This window comes from Rhodococcus sp. IEGM 1408, assembly GCF_033142235.1.
Lineage (GTDB): Bacteria > Actinomycetota > Actinomycetes > Mycobacteriales > Mycobacteriaceae > Dietzia.
Genome location: NZ_JAWLRW010000006.1, coordinates 139,055 through 151,156 on the forward strand (window position 1 = coordinate 139,055; position 12,102 = coordinate 151,156).

The 12,102-nt window shown below is 71.8% G+C and carries 10 protein-coding genes; 2 read left to right on the top strand and 8 right to left on the bottom strand.

Translation table 11 applies throughout. The features are described 5' to 3' along the window. Positions 1 to 55: 55 nt before the first annotated feature. The 4 genes from rarD to lspA form a co-directional block, all read right to left on the bottom strand. On the bottom strand, positions 56 to 961 hold the full coding sequence (gene rarD / locus R4P08_RS11310) for an EamA family transporter RarD (RefSeq protein ID WP_411741199.1): 906 nt from the start codon (positions 959 to 961) through the stop codon (positions 56 to 58). Between the two features lie 185 nt (positions 962 to 1,146). After that, a complete protein-coding gene (locus R4P08_RS11315; protein WP_317813952.1) occupies positions 1,147 to 2,019 on the bottom strand; it encodes a hypothetical protein in 873 nt (290 codons plus the stop codon). Continuing rightward, positions 2,016 to 2,942: an RluA family pseudouridine synthase gene (locus R4P08_RS11320; RefSeq protein ID WP_317813953.1), complete on the bottom strand. Its 927-nt coding sequence runs from the start codon at positions 2,940 to 2,942 to the stop codon at positions 2,016 to 2,018. Before R4P08_RS11320 ends, R4P08_RS11315 begins: the two co-directional genes overlap by 4 nt. Beyond that, a complete protein-coding gene (gene lspA / locus R4P08_RS11325; protein WP_317813954.1) occupies positions 2,935 to 3,636 on the bottom strand; it encodes a signal peptidase II in 702 nt (233 codons plus the stop codon). Before lspA ends, R4P08_RS11320 begins: the two co-directional genes overlap by 8 nt. Positions 3,637 to 3,707: 71 nt before the next feature. Between lspA and R4P08_RS11330 the strand changes: the two genes are divergently transcribed. Further along, on the top strand, positions 3,708 to 4,730 hold the full coding sequence (locus R4P08_RS11330) for a hypothetical protein (protein WP_317813955.1): 1,023 nt from the start codon (positions 3,708 to 3,710) through the stop codon (positions 4,728 to 4,730). A 63-nt stretch (positions 4,731 to 4,793) separates the two neighbouring features. Here R4P08_RS11330 and R4P08_RS11335 read toward each other — a convergent pair whose 3' ends face one another. Next, entirely contained in the window at positions 4,794 to 5,294 is a 501-nt protein-coding gene (locus R4P08_RS11335; RefSeq protein WP_317813956.1) for a hypothetical protein, read from the bottom strand. Positions 5,295 to 5,426: 132 nt separating this feature from the next. On the opposite strand from R4P08_RS11335, the gene R4P08_RS11340 reads away from it, so the two are divergent. Further along, positions 5,427 to 6,440, top strand: coding sequence for an asparaginase (locus R4P08_RS11340; protein ID WP_317813957.1), 1,014 nt, complete (start codon positions 5,427 to 5,429; stop codon positions 6,438 to 6,440). 275 nt (positions 6,441 to 6,715) lie between these two features. Here R4P08_RS11340 and R4P08_RS11345 read toward each other — a convergent pair whose 3' ends face one another. From R4P08_RS11345 to R4P08_RS11355, 3 genes are all read right to left on the bottom strand, one after another. Further along, the gene (locus R4P08_RS11345) at positions 6,716 to 8,164 is read right to left on the bottom strand and encodes a DNA polymerase IV (protein WP_317813958.1); all 1,449 of its coding nucleotides are present in this window, start codon (positions 8,162 to 8,164) and stop codon (positions 6,716 to 6,718) included. Positions 8,165 to 8,198: 34 nt separating this feature from the next. Further along, the gene (gene ileS / locus R4P08_RS11350) at positions 8,199 to 11,468 is read right to left on the bottom strand and encodes an isoleucine--tRNA ligase (RefSeq protein WP_317813959.1); all 3,270 of its coding nucleotides are present in this window, start codon (positions 11,466 to 11,468) and stop codon (positions 8,199 to 8,201) included. A 287-nt stretch (positions 11,469 to 11,755) separates the two neighbouring features. Beyond that, positions 11,756 to 11,977, bottom strand: coding sequence for a hypothetical protein (locus tag R4P08_RS11355; RefSeq protein ID WP_317813960.1), 222 nt, complete (start codon positions 11,975 to 11,977; stop codon positions 11,756 to 11,758). Positions 11,978 to 12,102: the final 125 nt, after the last annotated feature.

Below are 12,102 nucleotides of genomic sequence, written 5' to 3' on the forward strand. Positions count from 1 at the left end.
ACTCGGTGTGATTGTGCAGATGCACGAACTGGGATCCGCTCACGCAGCATTCCTCCTACGACTTGTCCGGGCCAGTGTAGGTCGCAACTCCGACAGGACTCGAACCGCCGAGACGCACCGGGCGTGGCGCTCTCCCGGCCAGCGTGAACGCGATCACGGCCACCCAGATCAACGCGAATCCCACCCACTGCACGGCGTCCAGCCGCTCGCCCACGGCCAGCAGGCCCCACGCCATCTGGAGCACCGGGACGATGTACTGCAGCATGCCCACCGTGGCCAGCGGGATCCGCTGGGCCGCGACGGCGAACAGCAACAGGGGCACCACCGTCACCAGGCCGGCGGTGGCCAACAGCACGGAATGACCGAGGCCGTACCCGGTGAACGTCCCCGCGCCGGTCACCCCCAGCCACACCAGCAGCGCGAGGGCGAGCGGGGCGATCACCAGGACCTCGCCGGTCATCCCGATCACCGGGTCCACCCGGAGCTTCTTCTTGAGCACGCCGTACAACCCGAAGCTCAGGGCGAGGATCACGGACAGGTACGGGAAGTGTCCGTACCCGACGGTCAGGACCCCCACGGCGACGACGGCGAGGCCCACCGCGAGGACCTGTGGGCGGTTGAGACGTTCGCGGAAGACCAGTACCCCAAGGATCACGCTGACCAGGGGGTTGATCGTGTACCCCAGCGCGGCTTCGGTGACCCGCTCGGAGTTGACCGCGTACACGTAGACGCCCCAGTTGGCGGTGATGAACACCGCGGCCCCGGTGATCCGGGCCCAGGACGCCCGGTCGATGGCCCACAGCTCGCGCCACCGCCGCAGCGCGGTGAGGACGATAGCCATCACCACCAGCGACCACACGATCCGGTGGCCCACGATCTCCACGGCGCCGGCGGGCTCGAGCAGCGGGAAGAACGCCGGGAAGAAACCCCACAGCGTGTACGCGAGGACGCCGGCGAGCATGCCCCCGGCCACGTGCTTGTCGGCGGCCGTCTGCTTGTCGGCGGCCGTCTGCTTGTCGGCGGACACCCGCTTGCCGGCGGCCGCTGATCGATCCGGTGCGGCTCCCCCGCGCTCCTCGCTCACCCGCGCCACCCTAGCGCCGGCACGGTCTGGTCGACGTGCCGCCGGTGCCGGGGGGATCGGACTCAGGCGGGCGGCACCGGCGCGCTGTCGGGCAACGGGACCGCGGCGTCGACCTGCTGGGGTTGGAGCGGCCGGACCGCGAAGTGCTCCCACACCGCGTCGGCGGGCAGCGCCTCGACGGCTCGCACCCCCGGCTGCTCGGCCACGGCCCGCAGCTGCGCGGACGTGCCGCGGGCGAGCAGGCCGACGATCGCCGGCTCCCCCTCTCGCATCCGGGCGACGGTGAGCGCAGCGGCCGCGGCGGCCCGGTCGGAGGCGGCCCGGTCGGAGGTGGCCCGGTCGGAGGTGGCCCGGTCGGCGGCGGACGGGCCCACATCCAGCCGCCGCATCACCTGCTCGAGGCCACGTTCGAATGCCGGCTCGCGGCCCGCCTCCCCGGCCGTCGGCTCGGTCAGCGTCACGCCGCTCACCGGCATGGCCACCCCGTCGACGGGTACCTGCACGTACAGCCCCGAGACCCTCGGCAACCCTCGGACCATGCCGGCCGCCTCGGGAACGGACCACGCCCGGTCTGCCGTCACGAGGGCCCAGCGAGGTGCATCGGCGTCGGCGGCGTTGTCGTCGTCGTCGTCGTTGTTGTTGTTGTCGTTGTCGTCCCCGGCGAGCGAGGCGCTCGCGCGCGCGAGGTAGCCGTCGATCAGTTCGCCGTTCTCCGGGCCGAGTGCGTCGCTCATCACCCCGGGGCTGCGCGGGAGCTCGGTCCGCAGTGCGGTGAGGATCGCCACCAACGCCAGAACGATCACCACGCCCATGCCCGCGACCCTGAGCGCCCGCGCGGCGACCGCCCGCGAGGTCACCCGGCCCCCGGTCGCCCGGGGGTCAACCGCCCGGCCGGTCGTGTCGGTCGTGACGGTCGTGCCCGGGGTGCCGGTCATGCCGAACGCAGCAGGTCCAGTGCGTGCTGGAGGTCGTCGGGGTAGTCGCTGGCAAAATCCACGCGCTCGCCGGTTCCCGGGTGTTCGAAGCCCAGGCCCACGGCCTGCAGCCACTGCCGCTCCAGCCCCAGCCGCTTGGCCAGCACCGGGTCGGCGCCGTAGGTCAGGTCACCGGCGCACGGGTGGTGCAGGGCCGAGAAGTGCACGCGGATCTGGTGGGTACGTCCGGTCTCCAGCTTCACCTCGACGAGCGAGGCGGCCTGGTGCGCCTCGAGGGTGTCGTAGTGGGTGACCGAGTGTTTGCCGTCGGAGGTCACGGCGAACCGCCAGTCGGACGAGTTGTGGCGGCCGATCGGGGCGTCGATCGTCCCGGACGACGGATCGGGATGCCCCTGGACCAACGCGTGGTAGGTCTTGTCGACGGTGCGGTCGCGGAAGGCGCGCTTGAGCAGCGTGTACGCGCGTTCGGAGGCGGCGACCACCATCAACCCCGAGGTGCCGACGTCCAGGCGGTGGACGATCCCCTTGCGCTCCGGCGGCCCGGAGGTGGAGATGCGGTAGCCGGCCGCGGCCAGGCCGCCGATCACCGTGGGACCGGTCCAGCCCACGGAGGCGTGCGCGGCCACCCCGACGGGTTTGTTGACGACGACGATGTCGGCATCCGAGTAGATGACCGCCATCCCCTCGACGGGCTCGGCGACCACCGCGGGCTCGGCCCGCGGGTCGGGCATCTCGACCTCGATCCACGACGTCCCGGTGAGCCTGTCGGACTTGCCCACGGCCCGGCCGTCCACCAGGACCTTGCCCTCACCTGCGAGATCGGCCACGGCTGTCCGGGAGATCCCCAGCAGTCGGGACACTCCGGCGTCGACTCTCATGCCGTCCAGGCCGTCGGGGACGGGGAAGGTGCGCAGCTCACCCATCGGTGGAGCTCCGTCGGGTGATGCTGCCCTCGTCGTCGTCGGCACTGTTCTGGACAGAGCTGCCCTCGTCGTCGTCGGCACTGTTCGGGACAGAGCTGCCCTCGTCGTCGTCGACGCTGATCTCACCGTCGCTACCGCGCTTGTCCGACTCGCGCGACCCGTCGTAGTCCAGTCCCCTGAGCACGGCGACGGCCACCACGATCACCCCGGCGACCAGACACGAGTCCGCCACGTTGAACACCGGCCACCAACCCACCGAGACAAAATCCACGACGTGCCCGCGCAGGACATCGGGCGAACGGAGATACCGGTCGACCAGGTTTCCGGCGGCCCCGCCGAGGATCAACCCGAGGCCCCACGCCCACCACCGCGAGTGGACCCGCCGGGAGAACCACACCAACCCCAGCACGACCATGGTCGCGACCACGCTCAGGACGACGGTGAGGCTGGTGCCCATCGAGAAGGCGGCCCCGGGGTTGCGCAGGAGGACGAGACGCACCGTCTCCCCGACCAGCCGGATCGGTTGCTGCCCCTCGAGGCCGGCCACGGCGAGGACCTTGGTGATCTGGTCGACGATCACGATCACCGCGGCGATGGCCAGCATGACCACCGGCCCGGCTCGGAAGTAGCCGGACTTGACGCTGTGGGGCGTCTGTCCCGGCGCGTCGGACCGCGTCCCGTTGGTCTCCGTCATGCGGTCCAGTATCCCTGATGCCGCGGCGGGCCCGGAGTCCCCGGGGGCGAGACCCTCTAGGCTCGGGCATCGTGGACCCGCGATCAACGCTCCCCCCAGGCCCCTCCCGACCCGCGCGCCGTCTCGCACGCACCGGTCGGCGACTGCTCGTCGCGGTGACGGCGGCCGCGCTCGTGGCCACCGCCACCGCGTGCTCGGACAGCGACGACGCCACCGGCGACACCGCCGCGGGCGAGACGAGCGAGGTCCGGGGTTCGCAGGCCCTCGAGCCGCCGGTGGCGGTCGATCCCGGTCCCGCCCCCACGGTCGAGTTGCTCGACGGGGGCACCGGCGAACGGCGGGTGCTGTCCTACGCGCCGTCCAGGGAGCCGGAGGTCGTCACCGTCACCCGGTCCGGATCGGCCCGCACCACCGTGCCGGGATCGGCGCCGCGGACCGATGAGACTCCCGAGCAGACGCTGACCGTCGAGGGGCTGTCGGAGCCCGACGTCGACGGTGCCCAGCGGGCCACCGTCACGGCCCGCGCGTTCACCTCCGTGGACGAGCTCCGCGCAGCGCAGTTCGCCACCGCGACCGGGTTCACGGTCACGTGGACCCGCAGTGCGGACGGCATCGTGCGCGGGCTCTCGCTGGAGGCGCCGGTCGACGCCACGGACGCCGCCCGGGCGGGCGTGGAGATCATGGCGAACGCGGTGGCGGATGCGACCGTGGCATGGCCGTCGGAGGCCATCGGGGTGGGCGCGCGCTGGACCGTCACCCGCCCGATCGACGACGCGGTCGCACCGACGCGCGTCGTCACCTACCGACTCACCGCGCTCGACGGCGACGTGGCCACCGTCCGGATGGCGGCCAGCGCACCCGAGCCGGCCGACACGCTCACGGCTCCCGCGTCCGACGGTGGGCCGGACATCACGCTGGACGTCGAGACCTACGAGGTCACCGGCTCGGGCGAGCTCACGGTGGACCTGCGCGCGGCGCTGCCGGTGGAGGGAACGACAGAGTCCTCGACGCGGGCCGTGTACGTCGACCCGGCTTCGGGGCGGCGGACGACCTACGACGAGGACTCGGTACTCGAGTTCCGTCGCGCGGGCTAGAGCCCGGCGGGGCCCTCAGGCGCTGAGCCGACTGGTCGATTCAGCGGCAGGTCGCTCCCGCGCTCAGGCGACGCTGCAGCTGGCCGGCGGCTGGAGCCCGGCGTTGGTGATGAGCGCGCACGCGAAGGACTTCTGCAACTGCCACTGGCCGTTCTGCTCGATGAACTGCGCCTGGACGTTGATGTCCTCCTGGCCGGGCTGCGAGATCACCGCGTTGGCGATGAGCGTCCCCGGGATGTCGCCCTCGGCGGCACCGGTGATGGTCACGCCGGCGCCCTGCTCCGACTTGAGGGCGGCGATCTGATCGAAGAGCTCAGGCGCCTCGGCGCCGCCCTCCACCAGGTCGACCTTCTCCGCCACGGGGACGGTCGGATCGGAGGCCCGGTCGAGCAACCGGGTCAGTTCCTCGGCCGTGGGCACGGGGGCCTTCTCCTGTGACGCGGTGGCGGGCGGCGCCGCGTTGGTTTCCCGGGGCCCGGGGCCGTCCTCTCCGCCGCATGCGGCGAGGCCGCCCAGCGCGAAGGCGGACAGGGAGACAGCGGCGATGGTCCGTCGAAAACTCACACGTGGTCCTTTCGTCGTGATGTGCAGCTGGAGGGCCGTATCACCGGCCCAACGAACACGGACAGGCCATTGTTCCACCGCCTGCGGCACGGGTGGTTGACGCCGAGCCGCGAGCCCACCACTGTGGACCGGGTGAACAGCGCCCAGACCAGCACCGATACCCCCCACGTCGTGATCTGCACCACCGGCGGCACGATCACCGCCTCGACGGCCGCCGGCGGGGTCGTGGTGGCCGGCGACTCTGACCCGGCCACCCGCGCGATGCTCGACGACCTCCGCGCGGTGCTTCCCGACTCGGTACGGGTCAGCGCCCGGGCCGTCCTGGACGCCGATTCGTCGACGTTCGGCCCAGCGGAATGGGACGTCCTCGTCGACGCCGTCGAGGACGTGCTGGCCGATCCCGGCGTGTCCGGGGTGGTGGTCACCCACGGCACGGACACGCTCGAGGAGACGGCGATGGCGCTGGATCTGGTCCATCGCGATCCCCGGCCGGTGGCGATCACAGGGGCTCAGCTGCCGGCGGACCATCCCGACGCGGATGGACCGGCCAACCTCCTGGACGCGGTCCTCCTGGCGGCCGACCCGGTCTCACGCGACCTCGGGGTGCTGGTGGTCCTGGGGCGGGCGATCCTCCAGGCGCGTGGCGTGCGCAAATGGCACACGACCGACGCGGTCGCGTTTGCCCGCAACGCCCCGGATCTGCCCGTGGAGGGTCTGCCCGCCGAGCTTGAACGGCCCACCCTGCGCGGTCGGGCCCGCTTCACCGACGCCCGGGTCGACGTGGTGGCCTGCCCGCCCGGTTCCGACGCGGTCGCTCTGCGCGCCTGCATCGCGGCCGGGGCCCGAGGGCTCGTGCTCGAGGGATCCGGGTCCGGGAACCTGCCGCCGCTGGTCGCCGAGGCCGTGGCGGAGTTGGCAGTCGAGCGGCCGGACGTCGTGGTGGTGGCCGGCACTCGCGTGCCCCGCGGCGAGGCGACCGCCACGTACTCCGGGCCCGGCGGGGGCGCGGAACTCGCGGCGCACGGCGTCCTGAGCTGCGGTTACCTCCGGTCCGGCCAGGCCCGGGTCCTGCTCGCCGCGCTACTCTCGACCGCCGACCCGGTGGAGGTCCGTCGGCTGTGGGATCGGTATCACCTCTACAGCTGACGAGCGACCCGCCGGGCGTGGAGCGTGCTCCACCCCGGTTCTGCGGCCTGGGGACGTGGCGCTCACGGTGCTGGCCGGACTGGAACAGCCGCACGCGAACCTGGCGTCTCGCGCGTACCGCCGCGCAGGCCGGACGCCATGTCGAGGGGCGCCTGTAGCCGGGCTGTACACCCGCGCGAGCGAGACGCCAGGCGCAGGAGCGGATGCCGCGCTCAATCGCGGGAGCGGATGCCGCGCTCAATCGCGGGAGTGGATGCCGCGCTCTCGTGCCGCAGTCACCAGCCGAGGGAATCCAGCGGGTCGGCGGTTTCCAGCACGGGATCGTCCTCGGCGAAGGTCCGCATGCGGCCGGGGCCGGTGGCCGCGGTCTCGAACCGGACCGAGACGCGGCCGTGCCCGGAACCCTGGACCCATCCGTGGCCGAATTCGGGGTGCCGCACGTCCGCGCCGGTCTCGAAACGCTGGTGTCCGCCGTCTCGCCACGCCCCGATCGCCGGGGGTGCGTGAAGGGCATCGTCGGTGGCCGCCGATCCCGACGCGAGTGCGGGGTCCTCGTCGTCGTCGGTGGTGACGGTGGTGCCGACTCCCACGATGTCGGGCAGGTCCTCGTCGCCGTCGATACCCGGGGTGGTCCGGCCGTCCAGCTGGAACTCCTGCTCGAACAGCGCGTCCTGGTGGTTCTCTGTCAGTCCCGACAGGCTCACGCCCAGCAGGCGGATGGCGCCGAAGTCGACCGGGTCGGGGGCCAGCGAGCGGGCCACGGCGATGATCGTCTCGAGCGACGTGGTGCCGCTGGGCAGCGTGTACGAGCGGGTGATCGAGGTGAAGTCCGGGCGCTTGACCTTGACCGTCACCGTGCGGGCGGCGCGGCCGTCGCCCAGCAGACGCCGGTGTGCGCCCTCCGCCGACCGGCGCACCGCCGCTGCCACCTGACCGGCGGTCGTGAGATCGGCCGCGAAGGTGCTCTCGGCGCTGATCTGTTTGGCCTCGGCCCGCTCGTGAACCGGCCGGTCGTCGTATCCCCGCGCGATCCGGGCGATCGCCGGGCCCACGGTCTTCCCGAGTGCGTGGACCACGTCGTCGTCGTCCATCGCGGCCAGATCCCCGATGGTGGCGATCCCGAACTGGGACAGCCGCTCCCCCGCCACCGGCCCCACGCCCCACAGGCTCCGGACCGGCAGCGGGTAGAGCACCTCGGCGTGGTCGCGGCGCGGTACCACCGCGACCCCGTCCGGCTTGGCCAGCTCCGAGCCGATCTTGGCGTACTGCTTACCGGCGCCCGCCCCCACCGACGCGGGCAGGCCGGTGGCCTCGCGGATCGCCGCGCGCAGGTCGTGCGCCCACTTCCTGGTGAGCTCGACGCTCGCCCCGCGCAGCTCCGGCGGTTCGAGGAAGGCCTCGTCCACCGAGACCTGCTCGACCACGGGCGCGTGCTCGGCGAACACCTCGAAGACCCGGCGGCTGAGCGCCCGGTACACCGCCATCCGCGGGGAGACGAAGACGGCCGACGGACCCACGAGCCGCCGCGCCTGGTGGGAGGGCATCGCCGACCGGGCACCGTAGGCGCGGGCCTCGTACGAGCAGCCCGCGACCACGCCGCGGCCGCCCTGGCCGCCCACGAGCACCGGCCGACCCCGCAGGGTCGGCCGGGTGAGCTGCTCACAGGAGGCGAAGAACGCGTCCATGTCCACGTGCAGGACCCAGCGGTCCTGCCCGTCAGTCATGTCCGTCCTCGCTTCGGCTCGGGCCCGGTCCGGGTCAGACCCGGGCGAGCGTCATCCTGACGCCCTCGGCGAGCTCGACCGGGCCGGCACCGGCAGCGTTCCCGTTGGTCGGGTCGCCGTCGGCCGGGTCCAGTGCGTCCACGACGGCGAAGTCGGTGGCCAGGACCTCCCGGGCGATGAGCTGCGCGTTGAGGTCGGCCCATTCACGGCGGGCCGCCGGGACCTCCAGCCGCACCCGGATGCGGTCGGAGATGTCGAAGCCGGCGCCGCGACGGGCCTCCTGGATCTCGCGGATCCGGTCCTTGGCCCAGCCCTCCGCCTCCAGCTCCTCGGTGACGGTGAGGTCCAGGATCACCAGCCCGGCGCCGCCGGGCAGCGCGGCCGTCGACTCCGGGTCGGCGGCCACCAGACGGTGCTCGAACTCGCCCTCCCGCAGCTCGACCCCGCCGGCGGTCACGACGCCGTCGACCTCGGTCCAGTCGCCCGTCTTGGCCGCCTTGATGCACGCCTGCACCTGCTTGCCCAGTCGCGGGCCGGCGGCGCGGGCGTTGACGGCCAGCTCCATCCGGCCGTGCGCGGCGACGTCGCTGGTCAGGTGGACCTGCCGCACGTTGACCTCATCGGCGATGATGCCGACGAACGGCCGGAGCCGCTCGGCGTCGGGCGTCGCCACCGTGAGCGAGTTGAGCGGAAGACGCACGCGCAACTGCTTGGCCTTGCGCACCGAGGAGACGGTCGAACACACCGCGCGCACGGCCTCCATGGCCTCGACCAGCTCGGCGTCCCTCGGCAGTTCGTCCGCAGCCGGCCAGTCCACCAGGTGCACCGACTCCTCACCGGTCAACCCGGCCCACACCACCTCCGACATGAGCGGGAGCAGCGGAGCCGCGAGCCGCATGGTGGTCTCGAGCACGGTGTAGAGGGTGTCGAAGGCGTCGCGGGAGTCCTGGCCTGAGGACTCGCCCGCCCAGAAGCGCGAACGGGACCGGCGCACGTACCAGTTGGTCAGCGCGTCGGCGAACTGCCGCAGCTCGTCGCAGGCGGTGGCGATGTCGGTGATGTCCAACGCCGCCGTCATGGCGTCCCGCGTCGAGGCGAGCTTGGACAGGATGTAGCGGTCCAGGACGTGGGGGGAATCCGTCCGCCAGGTGGCCCGGTCGGCCGCGTACAGCTGGAAGAAGCTGTAGGAGTTCCACAGCGGGAGCATGGCCTGACGGACACCCTCGCGGATGCCCTGCTCGGTCACCACGAGGTTGCCACCGCGCAGGATGGGCGAACTCATGAGGAACCAGCGCATGGCGTCGGAGCCGTCGCGGGAGAAGACCTCCTTGACGTCCGGGTAGTTGCCCTTGGACTTGCTCATCTTGAGCCCGTCGTTGCCCAGGACGATCCCGTGCGCGGCGACGTGGGTGAACGCCGGTCGGTCGAACAGCGCCGTGGCCAACACGTGCAGCGTGTAGAACCAGCCGCGGGTCTGGCCGTTGTACTCGACGATGAAGTCGCCCGGGTTGTGGGTCTCGAACCAGTCCTTGTTCTCGAACGGGTAGTGGACCTGCGCGAACGGCATGGCTCCGGACTCGAACCAGCAGTCGAACACGTCCGCGACCCGGCGCATCGTGGACTCGCCGGTCGGATCGTCCGGGTTGGGCCGGGTGAGCTCGTCGATGTACGGGCGGTGCAGGTCGGTGGGTCGCACACCGAAGTCGGCCTCGAGCTCGTCGAGCGAGCCGTAGACGTCCACGCGCGGGTAGGCCGGGTTGTCGGACTCCCACACGGGGATCGGCGCGCCCCAGTAGCGGTTCCGGTTGATGTTCCAGTCCCGGGCGCCCTCGAGCCACTTGCCAAACTGCCCGTCGCGCACGTGCTCGGGCATCCAGGTGATGTGCTCGCGGTTGAGCTCGACCATGCGGTCCCGGAACGCCGAGACCCGGACGAACCACGCCGGCAGGGCCATGTAGATGAGCGGCTGGCCGGAGCGCCAGGAATGCGGGTAGGAGTGCTCGATGGTCTCGTGGCGGATCAGCCGCCCGGCGGAGCGCAGGTCGCGCGAGATGGGCGCGTTGGCGTCAAAGACCAGCTGGCCCACGTACGGCGGCACCTCGGCGGTGAACTTGCCGTCGGGTCCGACGGGGATCACCAGCTCGATGCCGGCGGCGTCACAGGCGTCCTTGTCCTCCTCGCCGAAGGCCGGGGCCAGGTGGACGATGCCGGTGCCCGACTCGGTGGTGACGTAGTCGGCCGACAGCACAACGTGGGCGCCCGCGTGTCCGGCGAAGAAGTCGAACGGCGGCGTGTAGTCCAGGCCCACCAGCTCGGTGCCCTTGACGGTGGTCACCACCTCGGCGTCCTCGCCGAACTCGGCGGCGTAGTCACCGCGGCGGGCCTCGGCCAGTACGAAGGTGCGGCCGGCCAGCTCACCGGAGTCCACCCGCACCACGGAGTAGTCGATGTCCGGGTGCACGGCGGCGGCGAGGTTGGACGGCAGGGTCCACGGCGTGGTGGTCCACACCAGCGCCTCGGCGCCGTGGAACGGGCTGGACTGCGGCGCGGAGAGCGGCAACGCCACGGTGACCGCCGGGTCCTGACGCATCTTGTACGCGTCGTCCAGGCGGGTCTCGTGGTTGGACAGCGGCGTCTGCTCGTACCAGGAGTACGGCAGCACGCGGAAACCCTTGTAGACCAGTCCCTTGTCGTAGAGCTGCTTGAAGGCCCACAGCACGGACTCGGTGAAGTCGATGTCGAGGGTCTTGTAGTCGTTCTCGAAGTCCACCCACCGGGCCTGACGGTGGACGTAGTCCTCCCACTCGTCGGTGTACTGGAGCACCGACTTCTCGCAGGCGGCGTTGAACTCGGCCAGCCCCATCTCGAGGATCTGCGACTTCTCGGTGATCCCCAGCTGCTTCTCGGCTTCGAGCTCGGCCGGCAGGCCGTGGCAGTCCCAGCCGAAGCGGCGCTCGACCTTGTAACCGCGCATGGTGCGGTAGCGCGGGATGACGTCCTTGACGTACCCGGTGAGCAGGTGACCGTAGTGCGGAAGACCGTTGGCGAACGGCGGGCCGTCGTAGAAGACGTACTCCTCGGCGTCGCCGCGGTTGCGGATGGACTCGCGGAAGGTGTCGCGCTCGTCCCAGCGGGCCAGGACCGTCTCCTCGAGGGCGGGGAACGACGGCGACTGCGCGCCCGTTCCGCCGGTGAGGTCGAGGATCGGGTACGCGCTACCCGTCGCCGCGGACTCGGGGTTCACGGGCTCAGGGTTCCCGGACTCGCCGCCCACGGACTCGGGGTTCACGGATTCGGTGCTCATGTAGGGCGGACTCCTCGAGGTACGGGGCCCGCACGAGTTTTCCACCCGTGGGGCCGACAGGCCTGCGCTCGGGGACGATCCGGACGCGACTGACGCGTCCGTTCCGCGGTACCACCCCGTTTGGCGACGACTCGGCGACGCCCACTCGTGGGTCGGGCTGTGACGGGCTCCCCCGTTCGGTTCTACTGAGCCGTCCCCGCGAGAAAGGGGTCGACCGTTCTTCCGAGCACTCCCCGGTGATGGCCGGATCACAGCGCACCCGGCTCGTGGCCGGACTTCCGTCGATGTTACCCGTCGGTGTGGGCGTCCGCCTCTTCGGCCACGCCCGTGGGGTCGTCGACCGAACGGCCGCGGGAACCACGACCGCGGATGAGGTCGATCACCAGGAGGAGCAGCCCGAGCGCGCCGACCGCGATGCACGCCCACGCCCACCCGATCTGGCCCGTGGCGACGGCGGCGACGAGGAAGGCGAAACCGAGGACCGTCAGTCCGAGTGCGGCGACGAGCATCCGTTCCTCCTGGGCGTGCGGCGTGGAAGGTCTGCGTGGTTCCGAGGTGACCCAGGTCCAGGGGCGACTCACGGTCTCCCCGAATATACGTCGGTCCCCGCACCTGGGAAGGGGCGGGGACCGGA